Source organism: Nocardia mexicana NBRC 108244 (genome assembly GCF_001613165.1).
In the GTDB taxonomy this organism is placed as follows: Bacteria; Actinomycetota; Actinomycetes; order Mycobacteriales; family Mycobacteriaceae; genus Nocardia; species Nocardia mexicana.
This window is the reverse complement of sequence record NZ_BDBV01000050.1, coordinates 108,862-133,893: the sequence shown is the minus strand read 5'-3', so window position 1 is coordinate 133,893 and position 25,032 is coordinate 108,862. Positions and strand designations below refer to the sequence as shown.

21 protein-coding genes are annotated in these 25,032 nt (G+C 69.4%); 17 read left to right on the top strand and 4 right to left on the bottom strand.

Translation table 11 applies throughout. From position 1 onward, the window contains the following. Positions 1 to 28: 28 nt before the first annotated feature. From NM1_RS20650 to NM1_RS20600, 10 genes are all read left to right on the top strand, one after another. Positions 29 to 445 carry a BlaI/MecI/CopY family transcriptional regulator gene (locus NM1_RS20650; protein ID WP_068022069.1) on the top strand — a complete coding sequence of 139 codons (417 nt, stop codon included), beginning with the start codon at positions 29 to 31 and terminating at the stop codon, positions 443 to 445. Between the two features lie 95 nt (positions 446 to 540). Beyond that, positions 541 to 1,488, top strand: a complete 948-nt coding sequence (locus NM1_RS20645) for a M56 family metallopeptidase (protein ID WP_068022066.1) — start codon at positions 541 to 543, stop codon at positions 1,486 to 1,488. Next, complete coding sequence (locus NM1_RS41340) at positions 1,478 to 3,070, top strand: DEAD/DEAH box helicase (RefSeq protein WP_246010719.1); 1,593 nt, start codon at positions 1,478 to 1,480, stop codon at positions 3,068 to 3,070. The genes NM1_RS20645 and NM1_RS41340 overlap by 11 nt, the downstream gene beginning before the upstream one ends. Positions 3,071 to 3,165: 95 nt before the next feature. Further along, entirely contained in the window at positions 3,166 to 3,663 is a 498-nt protein-coding gene (locus tag NM1_RS20630; protein WP_068022177.1) for a DnaJ family domain-containing protein, read from the top strand. A 126-nt stretch (positions 3,664 to 3,789) separates the two neighbouring features. Further along, positions 3,790 to 5,226: a GuaB1 family IMP dehydrogenase-related protein gene (locus NM1_RS20625; protein WP_068022063.1), complete on the top strand. Its 1,437-nt coding sequence runs from the start codon at positions 3,790 to 3,792 to the stop codon at positions 5,224 to 5,226. A gap of 361 nt (positions 5,227 to 5,587) precedes the next feature. Further along, positions 5,588 to 6,958, top strand: a complete 1,371-nt coding sequence (locus NM1_RS20620) for a hemolysin family protein (protein ID WP_068022176.1) — start codon at positions 5,588 to 5,590, stop codon at positions 6,956 to 6,958. Continuing rightward, positions 6,951 to 8,015 carry a hemolysin family protein gene (locus NM1_RS20615; protein ID WP_068022060.1) on the top strand — a complete coding sequence of 355 codons (1,065 nt, stop codon included), beginning with the start codon at positions 6,951 to 6,953 and terminating at the stop codon, positions 8,013 to 8,015. Before NM1_RS20620 ends, NM1_RS20615 begins: the two co-directional genes overlap by 8 nt. Continuing rightward, positions 8,012 to 8,974 carry a 3-methyladenine DNA glycosylase gene (locus tag NM1_RS20610; RefSeq protein ID WP_246010720.1) on the top strand — a complete coding sequence of 321 codons (963 nt, stop codon included), beginning with the start codon at positions 8,012 to 8,014 and terminating at the stop codon, positions 8,972 to 8,974. Before NM1_RS20615 ends, NM1_RS20610 begins: the two co-directional genes overlap by 4 nt. A gap of 349 nt (positions 8,975 to 9,323) precedes the next feature. Next, entirely contained in the window at positions 9,324 to 10,865 is a 1,542-nt protein-coding gene (locus NM1_RS20605; RefSeq protein ID WP_373864058.1) for an LVIVD repeat-containing protein, read from the top strand. Next, a complete protein-coding gene (locus NM1_RS20600; protein WP_068022054.1) occupies positions 10,865 to 11,512 on the top strand; it encodes a DUF305 domain-containing protein in 648 nt (215 codons plus the stop codon). Before NM1_RS20605 ends, NM1_RS20600 begins: the two co-directional genes overlap by 1 nt. A 15-nt stretch (positions 11,513 to 11,527) precedes the next feature. On the opposite strand, the gene NM1_RS20595 is transcribed toward NM1_RS20600, so the two are convergent. Next, positions 11,528 to 12,163, bottom strand: coding sequence for a TetR family transcriptional regulator (locus NM1_RS20595; RefSeq protein ID WP_084519840.1), 636 nt, complete (start codon positions 12,161 to 12,163; stop codon positions 11,528 to 11,530). 123 nt (positions 12,164 to 12,286) lie between these two features. Between NM1_RS20595 and NM1_RS20590 the strand changes: the two genes are divergently transcribed. From NM1_RS20590 to NM1_RS20570, 5 genes are all read left to right on the top strand, one after another. Then, a complete protein-coding gene (locus tag NM1_RS20590) occupies positions 12,287 to 13,918 on the top strand; it encodes an FAD-dependent oxidoreductase (RefSeq protein ID WP_068022046.1) in 1,632 nt (543 codons plus the stop codon). Between the two features lie 92 nt (positions 13,919 to 14,010). Then, the gene (locus tag NM1_RS20585; protein ID WP_169814299.1) at positions 14,011 to 14,664 is read left to right on the top strand and encodes a SagB/ThcOx family dehydrogenase; all 654 of its coding nucleotides are present in this window, start codon (positions 14,011 to 14,013) and stop codon (positions 14,662 to 14,664) included. A gap of 10 nt (positions 14,665 to 14,674) precedes the next feature. Beyond that, entirely contained in the window at positions 14,675 to 15,442 is a 768-nt protein-coding gene (locus NM1_RS20580) for an SDR family NAD(P)-dependent oxidoreductase (RefSeq protein WP_068022043.1), read from the top strand. A gap of 57 nt (positions 15,443 to 15,499) precedes the next feature. Beyond that, positions 15,500 to 16,219 carry a hypothetical protein gene (locus NM1_RS20575; RefSeq protein ID WP_068022169.1) on the top strand — a complete coding sequence of 240 codons (720 nt, stop codon included), beginning with the start codon at positions 15,500 to 15,502 and terminating at the stop codon, positions 16,217 to 16,219. A 140-nt stretch (positions 16,220 to 16,359) separates the two neighbouring features. Next, a complete protein-coding gene (locus NM1_RS20570) occupies positions 16,360 to 18,258 on the top strand; it encodes a vWA domain-containing protein (RefSeq protein ID WP_068022042.1) in 1,899 nt (632 codons plus the stop codon). Positions 18,259 to 18,620: 362 nt separating this feature from the next. Here NM1_RS20570 and NM1_RS20565 read toward each other — a convergent pair whose 3' ends face one another. From NM1_RS20565 to NM1_RS20555, 3 genes are all read right to left on the bottom strand, one after another. After that, on the bottom strand, positions 18,621 to 19,913 hold the full coding sequence (locus NM1_RS20565) for an acyl-CoA dehydrogenase family protein (protein WP_068022041.1): 1,293 nt from the start codon (positions 19,911 to 19,913) through the stop codon (positions 18,621 to 18,623). A 2-nt stretch (positions 19,914 to 19,915) separates the two neighbouring features. Then, positions 19,916 to 20,563 (bottom strand): TetR/AcrR family transcriptional regulator, encoded by a 648-nt coding sequence (locus NM1_RS20560; RefSeq protein WP_068022038.1) that lies wholly within the window; start codon positions 20,561 to 20,563, stop codon positions 19,916 to 19,918. 112 nt (positions 20,564 to 20,675) lie between these two features. Continuing rightward, on the bottom strand, positions 20,676 to 21,422 hold the full coding sequence (locus tag NM1_RS20555; protein ID WP_281278058.1) for an SDR family NAD(P)-dependent oxidoreductase: 747 nt from the start codon (positions 21,420 to 21,422) through the stop codon (positions 20,676 to 20,678). Positions 21,423 to 21,570: 148 nt separating this feature from the next. On the opposite strand from NM1_RS20555, the gene NM1_RS20550 reads away from it, so the two are divergent. After that, a complete protein-coding gene (locus NM1_RS20550; RefSeq protein ID WP_068022034.1) occupies positions 21,571 to 23,754 on the top strand; it encodes a malate synthase G in 2,184 nt (727 codons plus the stop codon). Between the two features lie 161 nt (positions 23,755 to 23,915). After that, entirely contained in the window at positions 23,916 to 25,025 is a 1,110-nt protein-coding gene (locus tag NM1_RS20545; protein ID WP_246010721.1) for a DUF4185 domain-containing protein, read from the top strand. The last annotated feature ends 7 nt before the right edge of the window (positions 25,026 to 25,032 follow it).

Here is a 25,032-nt window from a genome sequence, read left to right as displayed (position 1 = left end):
TGTGTCGTTGTCTCCGTAAACTGGTGGGATGGCAGGTCTTGGTGAACTCGAGAAAGCGGTCATGGACCAGTTGTGGTCGGCCGAAGAACCCCAGACGGTCCGGCAGGTTCATGAGGCCCTCGCAGCGCGCCGCGAGCTCGCGTACACCACGGTGATGACGGTCCTGCAGCGTCTGGCCAAGAAGAACCTGGTCGTCCAGCAGCGTGACGACCGCGCCCACCGCTATGCGCCGGTGCACAGCCGCGACGAACTCGTCGCCAGTCTGATGGTCGACGCGCTGCAGCAGGCGGACGAGGTCGGCAGTCGGCAGGCAGCACTCGTGCACTTCGTCGAACAGGTCGGAGACGACGGGGCTGCCGCATTGCGGGAAGCACTCGCTAAGCTCGAAGCAACCGAGGCCGCGCGCACCGCGTCCGACGACAAGGGAGTCGCCCCGCCGCAGTAGTTGCTGCGGCGCTCCGGTCGTCGCCACGCAGTCGACGACTACCAGCGGGAGCGCCGCGATCTCGGGCCCTGGCCCCACAACGCAGTGAGCTGAGCATGAACGCAACCGCGCCGGTCTTCGCCGGTCTCGCTTTGCTTCTCGCGGGACCGGTACCGGCCCTGCTCAGCCGAGCCCGATGGCCGTTCCGGACCCCGCGGGCGGCCTTGGTGCTGTGGCAGGCGGTGGCGCTCGCCGCCGTGCTCAGCGCCTTCGGTTCCGGCTTGGCCATCGCCAGCGAGCTGCTGGTGCCCGGCCACAACGGACGCCCCACCACCTCGCCCACGCGGGAGATCGACGCGCTGGGCCTGCCGCTGTGGCTCGCCTACGTCATCGTCTTCGCCCTCACCCTGCTGGTCGGCGCGCGCCTCATCTACGCGGCGGTCCGGGTGGGCGTGCACACGCGCCGCCGCCGCGCGCGGCACCGGATGCTCGTCGACCTGCTCGACCAGGGCGCCGAATACACCCAGCGCCGGGCCAGCGATATCCGGGTGCTCGCGGCCAGCGAGCCGATCGCCTACTGCCTGCCCGGCCTGCGCCAGCGCGTGGTGCTGAGCCAGGGCACCTTCGCCAACCTGTCCGTCTCCGAGCTCGAGGCGATCGTCAGCCACGAGCGCTCGCATCTGCGGGCCCGCCACGACCTGGTGCTGGAGGCGTTCACCGCCGCACACGAGGCGTTCCCGCGGTTCGTGCGCAGCAAGTCCGCGCTGGATGCGGTGAAGCTGCTGATCGAGCTGCTGGCCGACGATTCCGCGGTGAAGGTCACCGGCCCGACGCCGCTGGCCCGCGCGCTGGTGGCGTGCTCGAATTCGACCGCGCCGCAAGGGGCCATGGCCGTGGGCGGGCCCACCACGCTGATCCGGATCCAGCGGCTGGCCGGTCCGCTCGGCGATCTGCGCGTCGCCGCGGCGGCCTATCTGGCGGCCGCCGCGATCCTGGTGGTGCCGACCCTCGCGGTCGCGATTCCGTGGCTGGTCGAGCTGAGCCGGTTGTTCAGTGCCGCCTGATATCCGCTTCGCGGAGCTGGGCCTCCCGGTGGCCCTGGTGCAGGCGCTGCGCCGCGCGGAACTCGAGACCGCCTTCCCCATCCAGGCCGCGGCCATCCCCGACATTCTCGCGGGGCGTGACGTATTGGGCCGGGCCGCAACGGGTTCCGGTAAGACGCTGGCCTTCGGGCTGCCGCTGCTGGTCCGGGTGATGCGCGGGGCGGCGGCGCCCCGCAGGCCGCGCGGGCTGATCCTCGCACCGACCCGCGAACTCGCCCTGCAGATCGAGCAGGCCCTCGACGAACCGGCGCTCGCGCTCGGCGTCCGGCTCGGATCCGCCGTCGGCGGCGTGCCCATCAAGCGGCAGAAGTCCCGGCTGGACCGCGGCGTCGACGTGCTCATCGCCACGCCGGGACGCCTCACCGATCTGGTCGCCCAGGACGCCGTGCGCCTGGACGCGGTGCGGGTGGCGACCGTCGACGAGGCCGACCACATGGCGGAATTGGGCTTCCTCGACCAGGTCACCGCGCTGCTCGACCGGGTACCGGAGGACTGCCAGCACCTCCTGTTCTCCGCCACCCTCGACGAAGTCGTGGACACCCTCGTCGAGCGGTATCTCCGTGCACCGGTGACACATTCGGTACACGCGGCAGATCTCCCCGACAACCTCGCCGCGGCCCCGCACGCGCTTCCCGCCCCCACTGGACCGACACCACACTCGCAGGTCGGCCGGGACGCGGGCCGGGACAACTCCCTCTCCCCGCAACACAACACGGCCGATTCACAGACCACCCAACCCGACTCGCATGCGGGGCCGCACGACGCCGTTGAGCCACTTGGCGCCCAACCCAATTCACCGGCGACGCAGCACAATGCGGCCGGTTCACAGGTGGCGCAGCCCGATTCGCCGCAACGGGGCATCGCCGCCACCGAATCACAGGCCCCGGCAGCGAATCCCGCGATCGACCACCACCTGCTGTCCGTGCGTAAGGCGGACAAGTACAAGGTTGTTGCCGAGATCGCCGCGCGCGAGGGGCGGACGCTGTTGTTCGTCCGCACGCAGTACGGCGCGCAGAAGCTGGCCCGGCGACTGCGGGAGGCCGGGGTCGCGGCGACCGAGCTGCACGGCGGGAAATCGCAGAATCAGCGCAATCGGGCGCTGTCGGCCTACGCGCGTGGCGCGGCCTCGGTGCTGGTCGCCACCGACGTCGCCGCCCGCGGCATCCACGTCGACGGCATCTCGCTGGTCGTGCACGTCGATCCGCCCGCCGAACCCAAGGACTACCAGCACCGCACCGGCCGCACGGGCCGCGCCGGGGCGACCGGCACCGTCGTCACCCTCGTCACCGACGACGACCGCGCCGAGATGGACCGCCTCGTCGCGGCGCTCGGTATCGCTCCGGCCGAACTCCGCGTCCGCCCCGGCGACCGCGCGCTCGCCGCCCTCACCGGAGCCCGCGAACCCTCCGGCCGCCCCGTCCCGGATCCCGCCACACCGCCCCCGGCCGACGCCCCGCCGGAACGCGACACGCCCGGAAACCGGCGGCGCCGCAACCCTTCTCCGCCTCGCCACACGCGCCGCCGCAACCGTTCGGCAAACTGAGCCGCCTCTTCCCGCGAGCGGCTACTCCACCCAACTCGGCTGTGTGCCAGGGCGATACGATGGCAGGGAGACGTCGACTGTCGAAGGGGATGGCGATGACCGAGCGCAAACCGGCGGGTATGACCCACGAATCGTGGATCGACAAGCAGATTCGCGAGGCGACCGACCGCGGCGATTTCGACGACCTCCCGGGGGCGGGCAAGCCGATTCCGGGCGCGGGTCATCCGCTGGACGACGACTGGTGGCTGAAGGACTACCTGCATCGCGAGGGCGTCACGGGCGACGGCGTCCTGCCCCCGTCGCTGCTGCTGCGCCGCGATTTCGAGCGCCTGCCCGAGCGCGTGCAGCGGCTGCGATTCGAACGCGACGTCCGCGAGCTGGTCTCCGAACTCAACACCCGCATCACCGAGTGGCAGCGCATGCCGACCGGCCCGCACGTGCACGTCGCGACGGTCGACGCCGACGAGGTCGTCGAGCAGTGGCGCAGCCGACGGCGCACCACCGACGACGCCTCGGACTCGGGAACCACGCCGCCCGAGACCTCCCCGGCCGCCCGGACACCGTGGTGGCGGCGGGTGTTCGGCGGCCGCTGACCGCACCCGCCGCGCGAGCAACGCCGTCGCGCATCCGGAGCGATCGTGAGACCGGGTCGTGACCAGGCGCGTTCCCCGCGACCCGGGCTGTCCGCACACCGCCGGCATTCCCCTACAATCGTGTAAGTGCAGTTTCTTCCCGGCCACACGCCGCCGTACGACCTGACCTACGACGACCTCTTCCTCGTCCCGAACCGGACGGATGTGGCGTCGCGCTTCGATGTCGACCTGTCGACCAGCGACGGCACCGGCACGACGATCCCGATCGTGGTCGCCAATATGACGGCGGTCGCGGGCAAGCGCATGGCGGAGACGGTCGCCCGCCGCGGCGGTATCACGGTGCTGCCGCAGGACCTGCCGATCAGCGCGGCCGCCAAGACCATCTCCTACGTCAAGAGCCGGTCGCTCACCGCCGATACCCCGGTGACGCTCGGCCCGGACCATTCGGTATCCGAGGCGTTGGCGCTGGTGCACAAGCGCTCCCACCGGGCCGTCGTGGTCATCGATGAGGGCAAGCCGGTCGGCGTGGTCACCGAGGACGCCTGCGCGGACGTGGACCGCTTCGCGCGCCTGCACACCGTCGCCGCGACCGATTTCGTCACCGCCCCGGCCGACACGTCGCCGCGCGAGATCTTCGAACTGCTCGAGGCCGAGCACGCACAGCTGGCCGTGCTGGTGCACGCGGACGGCACCCTCGCGGGCGTGATGACCCGCACCAGCGCGGTGCGCACCGGCATCTACTCCCCCGCCGTCGACTCCCACGGCAAGCTGCGCGTCGCGGCCGCCGTCGGCATCAACGGCGACGTCCCCGCCAAGGCCAAGGCCCTCGTCGACGCCGGCGCCGATGTACTGGTCATCGACACCGCCCACGGCCACCAGGTGAAGATGCTGGAGGCGTTGCGCGCGGTCGCCGATCTGAAGCTCGGCGTCCCACTGGTCGGCGGCAACGTCGTCTCGGCGCAGGGCACTCGCGATCTGGCCGAGGCCGGCGCCGACATCATCAAGGTCGGTGTCGGGCCGGGCGCCATGTGCACCACCCGCATGATGACCGGCGTGGGCCGCCCGCAGTTCTCCGCCGTCGCCGAGTGCGCGGCCGCCGCGAAGGAACTCGGCGTGCACATCTGGGCCGACGGCGGCGTCCGGCACCCGCGCGACGTCGCGCTCGCCGTCGCCGCGGGCGCGTCCAACGTGATGATCGGCTCGTGGTTCGCCGGTACCTACGAATCGCCGGGCGACCTGCGCACCGATCCCTCCGGCAACTCCTACAAGGAGAGCTTCGGCATGGCGTCCAAGCGCGCCGTCGCCGCCCGCACCGCCTCCGACAGCGGCTTCGACCGCGCCCGCAAGGGACTGTTCGAGGAAGGCATCTCCTCCTCGCGCATGCGCCTGGACCCGGAGCGCCCGGGCGTCGAGGACCTCATCGACCACATCTGCTCCGGGGTCCGCAGCGCCTGCACCTACGCCGGTGCGCGCACCCTGGGCGAACTGCACGACAAGGCCGTGCTCGGCGTGCAGTCGGCCGCCGGTTTCGCCGAGGGCCGCCCGCTGCCGTCGGGCTGGTAGGGGTTTCCGGCGGCACGCCGGAAATGACAGGGAGCGGCGCGCGGGCGATGAACGACAAGGGGCGACGCGCGGGGCGATGACTGACAGGGAGCGGCGCGCCGACGATGACTGACAGGGAGCGGCGCGCGGTGCGGCGCGAGCGAGGAGTCACGTACCCGACCCGGTAGCATAAGAATTGCCGGGCCGCGGGTATACCTGTCTCGTGGCTGGGGTACAGCACATTCACACGGCCGTTTTGCGAAAGGAACCAGTTGTCACCCGCGTCCAAGGGCGCCACTCAGGAGGGCTCCTCTACCGAGCCGGGTGACAAACCCGGCGCCTCCGTTATCCCAGTTCCTCCCCCGTCCGGGCGGTGCTGACAGTGTCGGTCGTGCTCACGCTGCTCAGCCTGGTGGGCTTCGTCGCGCTCACCCTGGGCACCGCGCTGTTCGTCGCCGCCGAATTCTCGCTCACCGCCCTCGAGCGCAGCACCGTCGAGGCGCACGCCCGTGACGGCGACCGGCGGGCCCGCCAGGTGCGCCACGCGCATCGCACCCTGTCGTTCCAGCTGTCCGGGGCGCAGCTCGGCATCACCATCACCACGCTCGTCACCGGGTACATCGCCGAGCCGGTGCTGGCCCGCCTGCTCGAACCTCCGTTCTCCGCGCTCGGCCTGGGTTCCGCCGCCGCCCACGGTGTTTCGCTCGCGCTGGCGCTGGTGCTGGCCACCTCGCTGTCGATGACCTACGGCGAACTCGTGCCCAAGAACATGGCCATCGCCAACCCGCTGGCCGCCGCCCGGCTCACCGCGGGCCCGATGATCGCCTTCTCCGTCTTCTTCAAGTGGCTGATCAACCTGCTCAACGGGACCGCCAACTGGGTGGTGCGGCGCTTCGGCATCGAACCCGCCGAGGAACTGCGATCGGCCCGTTCCCCCGAAGAACTGGGATCGCTGGTGCGCACGTCGGCCCGCCGCGGCGCGCTCGATCTGCGCACCGCGCTGGTGGTGGACCGGTCGCTCGCCTTCGGCGACCGCAGCGCCGAGGAGCTCATGACGCCGCGGGTGAAGATCGAATCGCTGGATCAGGACGACACCATCGCCGAACTCATCACGGCCGCGGGCCGGACCGGGTTCTCCCGGTTCCCGGTGATCGACGGCGACCTGGACAACACGGTCGGCGTCGTGCACATCAAACAGGCGTTCCTGCACCCGGTCCGGGAGCGGCACACCGTCACGCTGCGCTCCATCGCCCATGCCGTGCCGATCGTGCCCGCGAGCCTCAACGGCGACGCCGTCCTCGAGCGGGTGCGCTCCGACGGCATGCAGGTCGCGCTGGTGGTCGACGAGTACGGCGGCACCGCGGGCCTGGTCACCATGGAGGACATCATCGAGGAGATCCTCGGCGACGTCCGCGACGAGCACGACGAGGAGGAACTCGACGTGCGCCGCACCGCCTCCGGCTGGAACTGTTCGGGCCTGCTCCGCGTCGACGAACTCGCCCGCGCCACCGGCTACGACGCGCCCGAGGGCGAATACGAAACACTCGGCGGGCTGGTGCTCACCGTGCTGGGCCGCATCCCGGAGGCGGGCGACGAGGTGCTGCTGCCCAACCATCGCAACGGGCATCAACCGCATACCGACGGCGGCTGGGTGGCGCGCGTGGAGCGGATGGACGGGCGGCGTATCGACCGCGTGCTCCTGCAACCGGTCGACGCCGACACCCTCGCGAGTTGGGAGCTCCACCATGGGTGACCTGTACGGGGTGCTGCTCACGGTGGTGCTACTGGCGGGCAACGCCTTCTTCGTGGGTGCCGAGTTCGCCCTCATCACCGCCCGCCGCGACCGGCTGGAAACCCTTGCCGCACAGGGCAAGCGCAGCGCCGACACCGTCATCAGGGCGGGTCAGCACCTGTCGATGATGCTGGCGGCGGCGCAGCTGGGCGTCACCATCTGCTCGCTGCTGCTCGGCCGCGTCGGCGAGCCGGCGATCGCGCACCTGCTGGAGCGGCCGTTCGACCTGGTCGGCGTGCCCGACCAGCTGCTGCACCCGCTGTCGTTCGCCCTGTCGCTGGGCCTGGTGGTGGTGCTGCACATGCTGCTCGGCGAGATGATCCCGAAGAATATCGCCCTCGCGGGGCCGGAACGCGTTGCGCTGCTGCTGGTTCCGGTCCTGATGTGGTTCCTGCGGCTGGCCCGGCCGCTGATCACCCTCTACAACGTCGCCGCGAACCTCACGCTGCGCGCGCTGCGCATCGAGCCCAAGGACGAGCTCGACGCCACCGTGTCGTCGGTGGAGCTGGCGGAGATGATCGGCGAATCGCGTTCCGAGGGCCTGCTCGACGAGGGCGAGCATCGGCGGCTGGCCCGCGCGCTGGGCACCACCGACCGGATCGTCGCCGATGTGATGGTGCCCCTGGCGAAGACGCGCTGCGTCCCCCTGCGCGGCGACGGGACGACGCTGGGCGATATCGAATCCGCGGTGGCCGAGACGGGGTTCTCCCGCTATCCGGTGCGCACCTCCGACGGCTCGCTGGTCGGGTATCTCCACGTGAAGGACGTACTGGACAAGGTGGCCGACGATTCGGCGGGCCCGTCGACGCCGATTCCGCGCACCGATATCCGGCCGCTGCCGACGGTCAGCATCGGCACCACGCTGTACGAGGCGCTGTCGCGATTGCGCCGCACCAGCAGCCATCTCGGCCGCGCGGTCGACAGCCGCGGCAATACCGTCGGCATCGTCGCGCTGGAGGATCTGGTGGAGGAGTTCGTCGGCACGGTGCGCGACGCCACCCACCGGATCGCGGAATGAGCCGGGAAGCGACGGCCATGGCGGAGCGAGACATCCGGCTGCTGGCGGAGACCGACTGGCGGGCCCGGGCCGCCGCCCATCGAGCCCGGGTCGACGAGCTGATCGGCCCGTACCTCGAGCGGCGCGCGCACGGATCGAAGCATCCGGTGATCGACTTCCTGTTCACCTACTACGGGCACAAGCCCGCGCAGCTGCGGCGCTGGCACCCGGGATACGGTGTCGCGCTGGAGAATGCGACCGAATACGCGAGTTCGCGGGGATATCGCGACGTCCCGCCGCCGACCGCACCCGCGGACAGCGGTGCCGGGACGGGGACGGACCCGGGCGCGCACTCCCGCGCATACACCGCGGACCCCGCCTTCCTCGCCCGGCGTCGCCACACCGTCGAATTCGTCTCGAACCTCCTGCGCGCCACCGCGTCCCGGCCCGCACAGCTGTCCTGCTTCGGGCTGCACGAGTGGGCGATGGTGTACCGCAGTGACGACGTGCGCCACCGGCAGGTGCCGCTGCGGCTCGGGAACGCGGGAACGGATGCGGTGGTGGAGTCGATGTCGCTGCGCTGCACCCACTTCGACGCCTTCCGCTTCTTCACCCCCGAGGCGGTACCCCGCAACACCGTATCCCTCACCCGCGACGATCAGCCCCTCCGCGAGCAGCCCGGCTGCCTGCACGCCAATATGGACCTGTACAAGTGGGGCTTCAAACTGGTCCCGCTCATCGACTCGGACCTCCTGCTGGACTGTTTCGAGCTGGCCTGCGCCGCCCGCGAACTCGACATGCGCGCCAGCCCCTACGACCTCTCGGAGTACGGGTATTCGCCCGTCACCATCGAAACCCCGTCCGGCCGGGCCGAATACGTGCGCGGCCAGGTCGAACTGGCGGAACGCGCCGAACCCCTGCGCTCACGCCTGCTCGCTGCCGCCGAGGCCCTGCTCGAAGAAGCGCCCCAAGCGCCGTAACCCCGCGGCACACTCCCTCGTCATCCCGGCACGCACCCCCCGTCATCCCGGCACGCACTCCCGTCATCCCGGCATGCTTTTGGTCGGGATCCATCCACCCACAGCAGATTCCGGCCAAAGCATGCCGGAATGACGGTGGGCGGCACCGGACGTGGTCGGGGTACCAGCGCAAACGCGAGTTCTTTTGCGAAAACCGTCCTCCTGAGACAGTGAACACGTTACCGTTTCGATCGTTGTCGTGACCGGCGGTACTGGGTACCGCCCGGTCCGTCACGGCGGGTAACGGGTCGGTTCGGAAGGCGGGGGTTCCGCGATGAGGCAGGTGCAGAGGTTTCGGCGGTCCAGGCCGATGATGGTGCTGGCGGCGGCGCTGCTGGCGGCGGCGGTCCTGCCGGTCGGCGGTGCGTCGGCCGATCTCCAGTCCGATATCGCCGACCAGGTGCGGCAGTTCCTCGACGTGGGCCGGGAATCGGCGGCGCGCGCGGACTGCGGGCCGGGCTCGCGGCCGGAACCCGGTCTGCAGGGCGATGTTCCGGCCGCCGATCGCAACAGCGGCCGCAGCACGCAGGGCTACAACTGCAATATGTCGTTCGTCGGCGGACATGCCGGGCGCGGGGGCGGCATCACCTCCACCACGTTCGAACACTGCTCCTACACCGGCTCGTTCTTCCCGGGTAATCTGCTCGGGCCGGCGCAGGGCGTGCAGGTGCTCGACGCGTCCGATCCCGCCAACCCGGTGCTCACCGCCACCCTCACCGAACCGGCGATGCTCGCCGGCACCTGGGAGAGCCTGAAGGTCAACACCGAGCGAAAACTGCTGGTGGGCACCGGTGTTCCGGTCGGCACGGGCGTCGGCTACCTGTCGGTGTACGACATCTCCGACTGCGCCCATCCCCGGCTGCTGAATCCGGGACCGGGCTCGAATCTCGCGATGCCGCTGCCGATCACGACGCACGAGGGCGGTTTCTCCCCCGACGGCCGCACCTATTGGGCCTCCGGCATCGCACCGGGCTTCCTCAGCGCCGTCGACCTCACCGACCCGGCGAATCCGCGGGTGATCTGGCAGGGCCTCACCGGGATCGAGGCACACGGCTTCGGCGTCGGCGCCGACGGCAACCGGCTGTACCTGTCGGCGCTCGGCGGATTCACCACGCTCGACGTCAGCGCGGTGCAGCGCCGCGACCCGAATCCGCAAGTGGGACACCTGGGCCGGGTGTTCTGGACCGACGGCTGGGCCACCCAGCACAGCATCCCGGTCACCTACGACGGCACGCCGTACCTGTTCACCGCCGACGAGGGCGGTTCCGGCGGCGTGAAACTCGTCGACGTCTCCGAGGACGCCGATCCGGAGGTCGTCAACAAGATCAAGCTGGAGATCAACCTCCCCGAGCACCAGGACAGCATGCTCGCCTCCGCGATGGGCGGATCGGTCTTCTCCTACGACGTGCACTACTGCGCGGCCGACCGCCCGAACGACCCCACCGCGCTGGCGTGCGGCTGGGAATCCTCGGGCATCCGGGTGTTCGATGTGCGCGACCCGTTCCACGTGCGCGAGATCGCCTACTTCAACCCGCCCGCGCGCACAGGGCAGAACATGCAGCTGTGGAATTCGCCGCACGCGCTGGCGTCGCTGATCGGGCCGCCCGCCATGGAGAGCTTCTCGACCGCCCGCGCCATGCTCGAGGGCAAATTCGATCCGGCACAGGCGTTGTCGCCGCGCACCGGCATGCTCGCCTTCGGCGACGTCTCCACCGACTGGTGCTTCGCACCCCCGGAATGGCACGGCAACCAGCTGTGGACCACCTGCAACGACAACGGCTTCATGGTGCTGCAGCTCGACAACGACGTGTATTCGCCACCGGCGGACCAGCGTTCGATCGTGGGGTCGTGATGCGCCGGCTGCTGACCGCGGCCTGCCTGGCCGCGGGCGTGCTGATCCTGCTCGTCATGGGCGCCGCCCTACGGCCGCTGATCTGGCCCGAAACACACACCGCGGCACGGATTCTGAACGACACCGAGATCGGTTTCGCCCAGGATATGACCGCGCACCACCAGCAGGCGGTCCAGATCGTGCAGCGCCTGGATCCCGGCGTCGATCCGATGGTGCAGCGGCTGGCCCAGCAGATCGACCAGTCGCAGCGCGTGGAGATCGGGACCATGCTCGGCTGGCTGCGCCTGGCCAACGCATCCCCGATGTCGCAGCATCCGATGGCGTGGATGGCCGCGGCGCCGGACAACGCCGCCGCCCACCGTCATTCGCCCGCGTCACCGCCCGCGCCCGGCGTCATGCCCGGCCTCGCCTCCCAGGCCGAACTCGATGCCCTGTCCGCCGCCCGTGGCCGCGAGGCCGAAGTCCTCTTCCTGCAACTGATGTACCGCCACCACCAGGGCGGTGTCGCGATGGCACAGGCCGCCGACCGCGAAATCGCCTCCGGCGCGGTCAAAGAGGCCCTGCGCGGCATGATCGTCGGCCAGAGTCAGGAGTGCGGGCTGATGGCGGTGCTGCTGTCCCAGCGCGGCACCCAGCCACTCCCCTGAGCGGCACGGGCGTTCTCAGGCCGAGGTCTCGCGCTCGAGCAGCCGGACCAGCAGGGCGACCTGCCCGGCGTAGTGCTCGACGAACTCCGGGGACCGCGCGTCGGCCTCGCACACCCCGGCGATGACGTGCGGCAGCGTGGTGGTCGCCATCGCCGCGGCCATCAGCATGACCTGCAGGCATGCCGGATCCAGTTCGGCGGGCAGCCGCCCGGCCGCCTGTAGCTCACGCACCTCCTCGACATTGCGATCGAGCAGGTGTTTGCGGGATTCCAGGCCGGGATCGCTGTCGGGGCCGGTGTACTCCAGCCCGGTCCACGCCAGCAGCCGCACGCCGTCGGGATCCTCCAACGCCTGCAGCGCGTAGCGGCGCACCTGTTCGGGCAGCGGCGTTCCGGGCGGCGCGAGTTCGTTCCGGCGCTCCCGCCAGCGCTCCCCCATGGCGCGGTACAAGCCTTCCTTCCCGTCGAAATAGTAGGAGATCAGCTGCTGGTTCACCCCGGCGCGCGCGGCGATGGCGGCGGTCCGGGCGCCCTGGTATCCGCGCGCGGCGAACTCGGCCGCGGCCGCGTCGAGGATGAGCTGCCGGGTGCGTTCCGGATCGCGCTGCCGCTCCTGCGGCTTGGGCGACCTGCGAGGTTTCGAGGACGGCACCGTCTGATCGTACATGCGGATAGCAATTTCAATCGTCGATATGGCTTAATCAAGTATTTGATTGACACAGTCCCATGAGTGAATGAACATTGGTGGGAGCCCGATCCCCCTAGGAGAACCGTCATGAACGCACCGGCGCACACCGTCGACACCCGAGTCCTGATCGTGGGAGGAGGCATCACCGGCCTCACCACGGCACTGCTGCTCGCTCGCGCGGGCGTCCGGCCCGTGCTCGTGGAGCGGCACCCCTCCACGGCGCTGCAGCCGCAGGCACGCGCCTTCAACCCCCGGACCATGGAGATCTACCGGTCGCTGGGACTGGAGCAGCAGATCCGCGAACGCACGTCGATCCTCGCGGAGCTGCCGGAGATGATCGGCGTCGACACCCTGGCAGGCGAGGAACGATTCCGGGTCGACGTGCTGGCCCAGGTGCGCCCGCCCGCCGCCCTGAGCCCCACCGACTGGGCGATGATCGACCAGGACGAACTGGAGCGCATCGTGCGCGCCGCCGCCGAAAACCACGGCGCCGACGTCAGATTCGGCACCGAACTGATCGAGGTCGATTCCGCCGCCGACGGCGTCACCGCCATCGTGCGCGACCTCGGCAGCGATACCGAATACCGCGTCCACGCCGAGTATCTGGTCGCCTCCGACGGCAATCGCGCGCGCATCCGCACCCGGCTGGGCATCGGCGCGGACGGTCCGGGTGAACTCGTCCACGTCGCGAACTTCCTGTGCGACGCCGACCTGAGCGCCGCCCTGCGCGGACGCCGTTTCCTGCTCGCCTACTTCGACCGGCCGACGACGGGAACCGTTCTCGTGCCGGGCCGCGAACCCGGTCGCTGGGCGTTCGGGGTGCCCTTCGGGCCCGAATCGGGCAAGAGCGCCGAGGATTTCACCGAGCAGCGCTGTATCGAGCTGGCGCGCAGGGCGATCGGAGATCCGGACCTCGAATTGACGTTCGTGCCCGCCGTTCCCGGAACGGACCGGACCGTGACCACCACCAGGATCGGCTGCTGGGTCGCCCGGCGGTACCGGGCCGGACGGATCTTCTTCGTCGGCGACGCGGCCCACGTCGTGCCGCCCACCGGCTCCTTCGGCGCGAGCACCGGCATCGCGGACGCGCACAATCTCGCCTGGAAGCTCGCCGCCGTGCTCGACGGGCGCGCGGGCGACCCGCTGCTGGACACCTACGAGGACGAACGCCGCCCGGTGGCGCTGATCACCCTGGACCAGGCGATGCAGCGGCTGCAGGGCCGCCATCACGGTTCCGGCGACTCCGCGGCGAGCATCGACGACCTGACCATGATCTTCGGCTACCGGTACGGCTCCGGGGCCGTCTGCGCGGAGGGCACCGCTTCCACCGAGCCGGTCGAGGATCCCCGCGCTCCCAGCGGTCGCCCCGGCCTGCGCGCACCACACGTCCGGCTGCGCCGAGGCGAGACCGCGCTGTCCACCGTCGACCTCTTCCACGACGCCTTCACCCTGCTGACCGGACCGGCCGGCGACGACTGGGCCGCGGCGGCCGAAAAGGTTTCCGCCACACTGGGTCTCGATATGCGCGTGCTGCGCATCGGTGCCGATCTCGAGGATGTAGACGACCGATTTCCCGCCACCTACGGGCTCGCGGACAGCGGCGCGTCCCTCGTCCGGCCCGACGGCTTCACCGCTTGGCGCTCGGCAACACTGCCATCACAGCCCGAGGGCGAACTGCTGCGAGCGCTCACCCAGGTCCTCGGCCGCACCGATGCGTAGCCCGGCCACACCGACCCCGGACATCGCCCACGACAGCTCCGCCACACGTCCCCCTGCTGTGCCGGGACCACGTAAGCCCCACAATGTTCGGCATGCCGGAGCTACCACCTCTCCCACCGGCCGCACCAGGATCCTTCGCCGGGACCCTGGTGCGACGCCGTACCGTCCGGGACTTCGCCGAGCGGCCGATCACAGCGGAGGCAGCGGGCCAACTGCTGTGGGCTGCACAGGGACTCGTGGACGGCGAACACAGAACCACGCCCTCGGCGGGAGGTCTGTACCCACTGTCCGTCGCCCTCACCGCCGGGAATGTCGACGGAATTTCGCCTGGCGTCTACCACTACGAACCGACAGCACACCGCCTTCTCTGCCGCAGCGACGAGGATCCGCGGGGAGCACTCCGCGACGCGGCCATCGACGATCAACCGTGGCTCGCCACCGCTCCCGCCGTCCTCGTCCTCACCGCCGACATCGACCGCGCCACAGACCATTTCGCCGATCAGCCACCACACGGCCGCCGCGGCGAACGCTATGCCTACATCGAAACCGGCCACGCCGCCCAGAACGTCTACCTGCAAGCCACCGCCCTCGGCCTCGGCACCGTCCTCGTCGGCGGCTTCGACGAAACCCGCCTCGTGACCACCATCCCGGCCCTCTGCCCCGCAGGCCACCGCCCGACCGCCCTGCTCCCGGTCGGCCATCCGGCAGGTCCGCGTTCGGGCGGATCGCCCCTCGACGGCCGGTAAGGTCGGCGGCATGAGTCTCGAAGGACGGGTTGCGCTGGTCACCGGTGGCGGACGGGGTATCGGCCGGGCCGTCGCGCTCGCGCTGGCGGAGGACGGCGCGGATGTGGCGGTGAACTATCGGTCGGACGCGGACGCCGCGGCCGAAACCGTCGCCGCCGTCGAGAAACTCGGCCGCCGCGGACTGGCGGTGCGGGCGAGCGTGGATTCGGTGGAGGACGACGAGCGCATGGTCGCGGAGGTGCTCGGCGAGTTCGGGCACATCGACATCCTGGTGAACAACGCGGGGATCGCCAGCCGGGGCAGGTTCGTGGCCGATACCGACCCGGCGGAGGTGCAGCGGGTCGTCGCCACGCACGCGCTGGGAGCGCACCACGTCTCGCGCCTGGTGCTGCCGTCCATGCGCACCCGGCCGCGCGGCGACATCGTGATGATCTCCAGCGTCGCCACCCTCGCTCAGAGCGCGGGCGGCGCCCCGTACAACATGGCCAAGGCCGCCCTGGAGGCGTTGGCGCTCACACTCGCGAACGAGGAGCGCCGCAACGGAATTCGGGTCAATATCGTCGCACCGGGCCTGGTCGACACCGAGATGGGCCAGCGGCTGGTGAAGGCGGTCGCCGGTGTCACCGACATCCGCAGCCTCGACGAGCACTCCCCGTTCGGACGGGTGTGCCGGCCCGACGACGTGGCGAATGTGGTGCGGTTCCTGGTGTCCGGTGGCGGCGAGTACATCAGCGGCCAGAAGCTCAACGTCAACGGCGGCCGCACCGATTTCGGGTGACCATCCGCGCCTCGGTATCGTCCTGGTTGATCAACGTGGATGGAGGGCGGGTCCGAGATGACCGACACCGAGACAGTCACCCTTCCCGAGCATGTGCACGGCTACCCCGATGTGGCGTTCGGCGGATACGTGGCGGGCATGCTGGCACAGCGCACCGAATCCCCGGTCGTCCGGGTCGATTTCCGCAGTATCGTGCCGGTCGCCACCGAGGTCGGCTTCGGCGCCACCGACACCGGCTGGGCCCTGACCGCCGCCGACGGCCGCCTGCTGGTGGAGGCCGCGCCCGCCGACCTCACGATCGAAACCCCCACGCCCCCTTCGTGGGCCGAGGCCAAGCTCGCCTCCGACGCCGCCGTCTCCACCGGCGGGCGCCCGATCACCGACTGCTACGGCTGCGGCGCGGCCTGCGCCCCGGGCCGCGGCCTGCGCCTGTTCCCCTGGCAGATGCCTGATCGCGAGCTGATCGCGGCAGCCTGGCAACCGGATCCGGGTCTCGCCGACGAAAACGGCGTGCTCCCACCGGAAGTCGTGTGGTCGGCGCTGGACTGTCCCGGCGGGATCGCGGGCATCCAGCTGTCCGGCATGCGCTACGGCGCGTTCACCGCCGCGCTCACCGCCACGCAGTGGCAACCGGTGCGAGCGGAGCACGAATACATCTCGTACGCCTGGCCGATCCGGGCCGACGGCCGCAAACACACCGTGGGCGTGGCACTGTCGACACTCGGCGGGGACCTGTGCGCCTACGCCGAGGCGCTCTGGATCGAGCCGAAGGACTGACCGAGCTGCCCGAAACGGCCATCGTCGCCCTTGCGCCAATAGACTCTCGCGTATGTCCGCAGGCGTCTCAGCAGTGGGTATGCGCCCGATTTGTCTGTAGTGTCGTTCGCGCTCTGACGCACGATCGATAGACGAGGACTATGACGAAGCTCAAAAGGCTGGTGGCCGCGGTGGCCGCCGGTCTCGTCGCCTTGACGCCCGCCGCGTTACCCGCGGCCGCGCAGGCGGATCAGGCCCCGCAGTACGCGCCCACCATGCTCATCCTGGACGCCTCCGGGTCGATGCAGCGCCCCGACCCGGCCGGCACCATGATGGATGCCGCCAAGAACGCGGTGCGCACCTTCGTCGGGTCCGCTCCCGCCGAAGCCAAGGTGGGGCTCACCACCTACGGCACCAGCACCGGCAACTCGGAGGCGGAGAAGTCCGCGGGCTGCCGCGACGTGTCGGTGCTGCGCCGCCCCGACACGATCGACAAGGCCGCGCTGATCGGCGCCGCCGACGGCATCAAGGCCAGCGGCTGGACCCCCATGGGCACCTCGCTGCGCGAGGCCGCCAAGGCGCTCCCGAGTTCCGGTCCGCGCTCGATCGTGCTGGTCTCCGACGGCGATGACACCTGCTCGCCACCCGAACCCTGCGATGTCGCCCGGGAGTTGAAGAAGCAGGGCCTCGACCTCGTCGTGCATTCGATCGGCTTCGCCGTGGACGCCAAGGCGCGCGCCCAGCTCAGCTGCATGGCGCAGGCCACCGGCGGCACCTATTCCGACGCCGTCGACGGACCCGCGCTGGAGCGCATCCTGCCGCGCGTCAGCGGCGGTGCGCTGCGCAACTACCAGGCTTCCGGCACGCCGATCACCGGCACCGACAGGTACCACACCGCACCGGCCGCCACTCCGGGCCATTACCTGGACACCATCGGCCAGAAGGAGAAGCGGTACTACGCCGTCGATGTCCCCGAAGGCGCCACCGCCTATTTCAGCGGCATCATGTCCTACCCGAGACTGGCCGGTATCGATGTCCTCGATGACACCAACCTGCTGCAAATGCACGTTTATGGCCGAGACGGCGAGGACTGCAACAAATCCGAAACCGAGCACGTAACCAACTCCAGCGACGGCGCGACCCTCACGATCAGCACGGCCTTCGACGGTGCCACCAAGAAGCCCGGCAACAGCGCCAGCGGCAACAAGTGCAAGGGCGGCGGCCGCTATTACTTCGCGCTGGACTGGAAGAGCGTGTCCACCGGTGTTCCGGAGCGGTTGCCGCTCGAGCTGCTGGTCGGAATCGAACCCGCCGTCACCGACCCCGGCCCCAAGGCCGTGCTCCCGGCGACAACGTTCACCGAGCCCAGCGGCGCGGGCAGCCCGGTCACCGGCGGCGGGTCACTGTCCGCCGCGTCCACGCTCCCCGGATCGGGGCGCTACACCGATACCCTGCGACAGGGTGAATTCGTCTTCTACCGGGTGAAACTGGATTGGGGTCAGGGCCTGGCGTATCGGGTGCATTTCGATGCGAACGATCGTCGCGGACTTGCGGACATATCGAATATCCACACCGCCGTGTACTCGCCGCTCGCCAAGGAGATCGACTGGGAATCGGGCGTATACGTAGGCACGGACACCGTCCTTCCGACATCCGATCCGGCCGTTGCGACGACGCCGGTCCGATACGGCAATCGCAACGCCGACGATTCCCACATCCGTGACCAGACAACACCGGGCTGGTACTACATCTCGGTCAAGCTCGGCTCCGCTCGGGAGGGCGTCGATCACCTCCCGGTGCCGATACGGCTCGATCTCACCGTGACCGGGACGCCCGAGCCGGGGCCGAAGTACACCTCGGAGGTAGCCGGAGGAATCGTCGGCGACCACGGTCAGGCGACGGGCGGCGGACCCGACCGCGCCGGCAGCAAATCCGAAGCCGCGTCAACGAACGACTCGTCCTCCGCGCTGCCGATCGTGATCGGATCCGCCGCCGCGGTGGCCGTGCTCGTGGTCGGAGTGTTGATCGGGTGGCTCGTCGCCCGCCGTCGGCGCGGATGATGTTCGCCCCCTGCTGATATGCCGAAGGCGGCTCCCGAGGTCGGGAGCCGCCTTCGGTGCGGGGCCGTACTGTCGTCCGATATGGCTACGGCCCAGCGGAATTCACGCTGTTCGCGCTCGGCGGCCGATGCGCCGACGGGTCACAGCGGCGGGAACCCCGAGGAACCGGTGGAGAACCAGTTCCAGAACGCGGTGGCGTGCGCGATGAGCACGTTGGCCAAGTCGATAGCGGTACTACCCATCGAACTTCCTCACATCAGGTGATTCACTTGCGCCGCCCAGGGTAACGGAAGCGTAACGACGCCGACAGGGGGCGTCGCCTGTACGCCAACCACCGGGCCGATCGTGCGAATCGGCCGCCGTCAGAGATTTCCGACGGTGCGCTCGAGCTTCTGCGCCACCAGTTGCCGCGCCTGTTCGCGCAGCGCCGGGCGGTAGCCGCTGGGATACACCGGATCCGCGGGCGCGTACTGCCCCAGCACCTGCTTGGCGAGGGTGATCTTGTGAACCTCGGTCGGACCGTCCGCGATCGCCATCACCTCGGCATAGTTCATCATGTCGACGAACGGCAGGTCCTCGCTCACGCCCAGCGCACCGTGCAGGTGCAGTGCGCGCCGCGCGACGTCGTGCATCACCTTCGGCATCGCCACCTTGATCGCGGCAATGTCCTTGCGCACCTTGCGATAATCCTGTTCCTTGTCGATCAGCCAGGCCGTGCGCAGCACCAGTAGCCGGAACTGCTCCATCTCGATCCAGCTGTCGGCGATGCGTTCCTGCGTCATCTGCTTGCCACCCAGCACGCCCTTGCCCATGGGCCGCGATACCGCGCGCTCGCACATCATGTCGAATGCCTTGCGCACCATGGCCACCGTGCGCATGGCGTGGTGCACGCGGCCACCGCCCAGGCGGGTCTGGGCGACGATGAACCCCAGTCCCTCCGCGCCCAGCAGATGATCGGCGGGCACCCGCACATCGGTGAACCGCAGATGCCCCTCGTGACTGGAGAATCCGTGCACCTCGAAGTTCTTCACGATCTCGAGGCCGGGCGTGCCCGCGGGCACGATGAACATCGACAGCCGCTGGTGCGGCGGGGCCTCCGGATCGGTCACCACCATCACGATGTGGAACGCGGCGTACTCGGCCGCGGTGTTGAACCACTTCTCGCCGTTGATGACCCAGTCGTCGCCGTCGCGCACCGCGCGGGCCTGGAAGGCCGTCGGATCCGAACCGCCGGTCGGCTCGGTCATGACGTAGCAGGAGCCGATCTCACCGTCGAGCAGCGGCTGCAGATACCGCTGCTTCTGCTCCGGCGTGCCGAAGTGCGCGAGAATCTCGGCATTGCCGGAATCCGGTGCCTGGCAACCGAATACGAGCGGCGCCCACATCGAGGTGCCCAGCACCTCGTTGAGCAGCGCCAGCTTCAGCTGCCCGTAACCGGGGCCGCCGAGTTCCGGCCCGAGGTGGCAGGCCCACAGCCCGCGCTCCTTGACCTGCTCCTGCAGCGGACGCAGCAGCGCCCGCACCTGTGGATCCTCGCGGTGGTACGGGTTCAGGTCGGGCAGTAGATCCAGCGGCTCCACCTCGGTGCGGACGAACTCGGCGACCCAGTCGAGTTGCTTCTGATACTCCGGGTCGGTCTCGAAATCCCAAGCCATGATCAGCCTTTCGTGCGGTTGTTGTCGGCGGGGTGTGGCGTCTGGACGATCCCGTCCAGCACGGTGGCGGCCAGGATCTCGGCGATCTCGTCCGGGGTGTGGTCACCGTGCGGGCGGTACCAGAAAGTCACCATATTGAGCATCCCCAGAATGCTGTTGGTGACGACGTGGTCGGCGGTGCTCAACGCACCCTCCGCGTGCCCGGCGTCGATCACCCGCTGCCAGCACTCCTGCACGCGGTCGCGCAGCTCCTGCAGGTCGGCGGCCCGGTCGCCGGTCAGCGCCGATACATCGCGGAGCTGGATGGCCACCTCGCGCCGGTGGGCGACGATGAGGCGGACGTGGCTGTGAATCAGCTTGCGCAGCTTGGCGACCGGATCGTCGGGCCCGTCGGCGATCGCGCGGGCCTCGGCGTACATCAGGTCGATGTAGTCGCGCAGGATCTGGAACAGCAGCTCCTCCTTGGAGCCGATGTGATAGTAGAGTGCCCCGCGCTGCACATCCGCGCGGTCGCCGATCTCGGCCACACCCGTGCCGTGAAACCCCTTCTCCGCGAACAAGTCCAGCGCCGCACGCACAATCCGTCCGCGAGTCTCCACCCCCGCGGACGCGGGCGGCCGCCCCCGTCTCCGCACCGGCACCGCCGTCATCCCCACCCCCCACCGCGCACCACCGAACTCCGCGCACCCCCTGCGTGTTCCCGCACCCCTTTCAAGCCTCTGCAGGGTGTGCGGGAACGTGTAAGTGGTGCGCGAAGTGTGGTCATCGCCAACCGCCGTCCAGGGCGAGGGTGGCGGCGGAGCAGAATGCTGAGGCGGACGGGTCGGCGAGGAACAGTGCGGCACCGACGATCTCGTGCGGCTCGCCGACGCGGGCCGCGGCATTGTGCTTGCTCAGCTCCTCGCGTAGGCCGTCCGGCCAGGCGGCGGAGATATCGGTCGCGAACGGCCCGCACTGAATCGTGTTGACCCGCACGGACGGACCGTAGGTCTGCGCCAGACCCAGTGTCAGCGCGTTCAATCCGGCCTTGGCCGCCGAGTACGGCACCGCGAGGGGTTCCGGCCGCACCGCCTCGATCGAGGAGACGTTGATGATCGACCCGCCGCCCGCCTCCTTCATCCGCGCCCCGATCAGCGCCGAGAGCCGGAACGGGCCCTTGAGATTCACCCCGATCACCTTGTCGAACAGGGCCTCGCTCACCTGATCCAGGCTGGGGTACAGCGGCGACAGCCCGGCGTTGTTGACCAGCACGTCGACCCGTCCGAACTCCGCGTACGCGGTCTCGGCCAGCGCGTCGCACTGCGACCAGTCGCTGACATTGCACGCGACCGGCAGCGCGCGCCGCCCGTACTTCTCGCGGACCTCCTCGGCCAGCGCCACGCAGGAATCGATCTTGCGACTGGCGATCACCACATCCGCACCGGCCTCGGCGAACGCGAGCACCATCTCCCGCCCCAGCCCGCGACTTCCGCCGGTCACCACGACGACCCGATCCGACAACCGACCCACAGCCACACCCTCTCCGCCGAAATGTTCCGCCCAGTACATTAAATGTACCGAGCGATACAATCAAGGCCCGCGCCCTCGCCGATTTCTACCGCCGAGTAACATGACAGGCGTACTTTTTCGATCCGGCTATCTCGAAATGAGGCAGTAGATGACAGAGCGGATTCAGATCGGCGGGCTTCAGGTTGCGAGCGTTCTCCACGACTTCGTCGAGAATCAGGCGCTGCCCGGGACCGGCGTAGATTCCGCCGCGTTCTGGTCCGGTGCGGAAGGAGTCATCAACGATCTGGCTCCGCGCAACCGCGCCCTGCTGGCCGAGCGCGACGAGATCCAGGGCAAGCTCGACGCCTGGCACGCCGAGAACCCGGGCACCGGATACGACAAGGCCGCCTACAAGAAGTTCCTCACCGAGATCGGGTACCTGCGCGAGCAGCCCGCCGACTTCCAGATCGGCACGCAGAACGTCGACGACGAGATCGCCACCACCGCGGGCCCGCAGCTGGTCGTGCCGGTGATGAACGCCCGCTTCGCGATCAACGCCGCCAACGCGCGCTGGGGTTCGCTCTACGACGCCCTGTACGGCACCGACGCCATCCCGGAGACCGGCGGCGCCGAGAAGGGCACCAGCTACAACAAGGTCCGTGGCGACAAGGTCATCGAGTGGGCCCGCAACTTCCTCGACGACGCCGTGCCGCTGATCACCGGCTCGCACGTGGGCTCGCAGGCCTACAAGATCGTCGACGGCGAGCTGGAGGTCACCCTCGAGGACGGCACCGATATCGGCCTGGCCGACGCCTCGGCGCTGGTCGGCTACCGGGGGACGCCGGACGCGCCGACGTCGGTGCTGCTGCGCCACAACGGCCTGCACATCGACATCCAGATCGACCCGGAGTCGCCGATCGGCAAGACCGACGGCGCCGGGGTCAAGGACCTGCTGCTGGAGTCCGCGGTCACCACGATCATGGACTTCGAGGATTCGGTCGCCGCGGTCGACGCCGAGGACAAGGTGCTCGGCTACACCAACTGGCTGGGGCTGATGAAGGGCGACCTGGCCGAAGAGGTCAGCAAGGGCGGCAAGACCTTCACCCGCACCATGAACCCGGACCGGGTCTACACCGGCCTGGACGGCGAAGAGATTGCGCTGCACGGCCGTTCGCTGCTGTTCGTGCGCAATGTCGGCCACCTGATGACCAGCGACGCGATTCTCGACTCCGACGGCAACGAGGTGCCCGAGGGCATCCTCGACGGCCTGTTCACCTCCCTGATCGCGGTGCACAGCCTGCGCGGCGATGCCCGGGTGTCCAACTCGCGCACCGGCTCGGTCTACATCGTGAAGCCGAAGATGCACGGTCCGGACGAGGTGGCGTTCACCAACGAGCTGTTCGGCCGCGTCGAGGACGTGCTGGGCCTGCCCCGCAACACACTCAAGGTCGGCATCATGGACGAGGAGCGCCGCACCACGGTGAACCTGAAGGCCTGCATCGCGGCCGCGCGGGATCGCGTGGTGTTCATCAACACCGGCTTCCTCGACCGCACCGGCGACGAGATCCACACCTCCATGGAGGCCGGGCCCATGGTCCGCAAGGCCGAGATGAAGAAGCAGCAGTGGATCGCGTCCTACGAGGACTGGAACGTCGACACGGGCCTGGCGACCGGGCTGCCGCACAAGGCGCAGATCGGTAAGGGCATGTGGGCCATGCCGGATCTGATGCACGACATGCTCGAGCAGAAGATCGGCCACCCGCGCTCCGGCGCCACCACCGCCTGGGTGCCCTCACCCACCGCCGCCACCCTGCACGCCACCCACTACCACCTGGTGGTCGTGTTCCAGCGGCAGACCGAGATCGCCAAGGGCGGCGCGCGCGCCACCGTCGACCAGATCCTGGAGATCCCGCTCGCGGCGAACACCGACTGGACGCCGGAGGAGATCCGCAACGAGCTGGACAACAACTCGCAGTCCATCCTCGGCTACGTGGTCCGCTGGATCGATCAGGGCGTCGGCTGCTCCAAGGTGCCCGACATCAACGATGTCGCGCTCATGGAAGACCGTGCGACCCTGCGCATCTCGAGCCAGCTGATGGCGAACTGGCTGCGCCACGGCATCGTGACCGCCGACCAGATCGTCGAGAGCCTGGAGCGGATGGCCCCGGTCGTCGACCGCCAGAACGCCGGCGACGCGAGCTACAAGCCGATGGCCCCGGACTTCAGCGGCAGCGTCGCCTTCCAGGCCGCCAAGGAGCTGATCCTGGAGGGCACCAAGCAGCCCAACGGCTACACCGAGCCGATCCTGCACCGCCGCCGCCGCGAGGCCAAGGCCCTGGCCGACAAGAACTGAGCGTGCTCCCGACCACCGAAACCGCTGGTCGGCAATAGAATCCGAGCGAATCCCCTGGCAGATCCTTCCCTGCCAGGGGATTTCGCGTCTTGCGCGGAGGGTAGGGCCTCGTGCGAAGGTGGGGGTTCGACATGGATCGGACGTCAGGGAGGAAATCCACCATGCCCCAACGGGGGACGATGCTGTGTGACAACGACGGGGACTCGGCCAGCCGGTTCGGGCTGGGCTCAGGGGATTTGGCCATCCCCTATCGGCGCCACGACGGCGGCTGGGGCTACGTGTTCGGTGATGCCAACGTCGGCCGGGCGGCTACGGAGCCCTATATCGGCTCGCCCGTCCTGCTGTACCAGGACAGGTTCGACAGCTCCGGCGAGACCGCGATCGAATTCACCGGCAGCCAGCCCAGCCCGACCTGCGCCCAGCTGTTCGACTACCAGCACCAGGCGGACAACGGCCGCGGCGTCGTGGAGTTCACTCGAATTCCCAACGACGCCACCGCATTACAGGTCGACGGGCAGGATCGACTGTTCATCCAGTACACGTCGGTGCACGCGTGGGTGCCGGAGGGCAGTCCCAACGACGGCTCCGCATTCGGCGGCATCGCCTATTCCGACGACCACGGCGCGAGCTGGAAGGATTTCGACCACATCTGGAACGGCGACGCGCTCGGCGGTAACGGCTCGCTGTATTCGATGTGGAGCTTCGCGGGCGTGGACGCGGACGGCCACCTCTACTGTTTCTCCAAGGCGTGGAACGGAAGCCACCACTACGCCGCCGACGCCGGGCTCATCCAACTGTTCCGGTTCGACCCGCGCGACTTCTTCCACGGCCGGTTCGACGGACAGGAGAACTGGGCGTTCCTCGACGACAAGTGGCAGTGGACCCGGGATGCCGCACCCAGCCCGATGTTCGGCCCGGGCAACGCCATCGGGGAGTTCAGCGTCAAGAACATCCAGGGCATGTACTGCATGGCGTATTTCGACGTCGACGACTATAGCATCCGCACCCGCACGTCGCCGCGCCCGGACGGAACCTGGTCCGAGCCCGAAACCCAGGTCGTCGGCAAGAACGCCTGGCCGATGGGCCACTGGGGCAAGCCACACCTGCCCAACCTCTACGGCGGCTACATCCACCCCGGAAGCGCCTCCGCCGACTCGCTGACACTGATCATCAGCCAATGGCCCGGCAAGGCGGGGGAACCGCCCTACACGGTCACCCAGTGGGACGGCATCAAGCCCGGCCCCACCACCGGGTCCGGCAAGCGGGTATAGGCGGGGC

Coding starts and splice junctions, on each gene's coding strand:
- NM1_RS20570 (WP_068022042.1), top strand. CDS start 16,360: ATGACGAAGCTCAAAAGGCTGGTGGCCGCGGTGGCCGCCGGTCTCGTC.
- NM1_RS20605 (WP_373864058.1), top strand. CDS start 9,324: ATGATGGTGCTGGCGGCGGCGCTGCTGGCGGCGGCGGTCCTGCCGGTC.
- NM1_RS20590 (WP_068022046.1), top strand. CDS start 12,287: ATGAACGCACCGGCGCACACCGTCGACACCCGAGTCCTGATCGTGGGA.
- NM1_RS20560 (WP_068022038.1), bottom strand. CDS start 20,563: ATGACGGCGGTGCCGGTGCGGAGACGGGGGCGGCCGCCCGCGTCCGCG.
- NM1_RS20645 (WP_068022066.1), top strand. CDS start 541: ATGAACGCAACCGCGCCGGTCTTCGCCGGTCTCGCTTTGCTTCTCGCG.
- NM1_RS20610 (WP_246010720.1), top strand. CDS start 8,012: ATGAGCCGGGAAGCGACGGCCATGGCGGAGCGAGACATCCGGCTGCTG.
- NM1_RS20575 (WP_068022169.1), top strand. CDS start 15,500: ATGACCGACACCGAGACAGTCACCCTTCCCGAGCATGTGCACGGCTAC.
- NM1_RS20545 (WP_246010721.1), top strand. CDS start 23,916: ATGCCCCAACGGGGGACGATGCTGTGTGACAACGACGGGGACTCGGCC.
- NM1_RS20630 (WP_068022177.1), top strand. CDS start 3,166: ATGACCGAGCGCAAACCGGCGGGTATGACCCACGAATCGTGGATCGAC.
- NM1_RS20580 (WP_068022043.1), top strand. CDS start 14,675: ATGAGTCTCGAAGGACGGGTTGCGCTGGTCACCGGTGGCGGACGGGGT.
- NM1_RS20650 (WP_068022069.1), top strand. CDS start 29: ATGGCAGGTCTTGGTGAACTCGAGAAAGCGGTCATGGACCAGTTGTGG.
- NM1_RS20615 (WP_068022060.1), top strand. CDS start 6,951: ATGGGTGACCTGTACGGGGTGCTGCTCACGGTGGTGCTACTGGCGGGC.
- NM1_RS20550 (WP_068022034.1), top strand. CDS start 21,571: ATGACAGAGCGGATTCAGATCGGCGGGCTTCAGGTTGCGAGCGTTCTC.
- NM1_RS20565 (WP_068022041.1), bottom strand. CDS start 19,913: ATGGCTTGGGATTTCGAGACCGACCCGGAGTATCAGAAGCAACTCGAC.
- NM1_RS20600 (WP_068022054.1), top strand. CDS start 10,865: ATGCGCCGGCTGCTGACCGCGGCCTGCCTGGCCGCGGGCGTGCTGATC.
- NM1_RS20585 (WP_169814299.1), top strand. CDS start 14,011: ATGCCGGAGCTACCACCTCTCCCACCGGCCGCACCAGGATCCTTCGCC.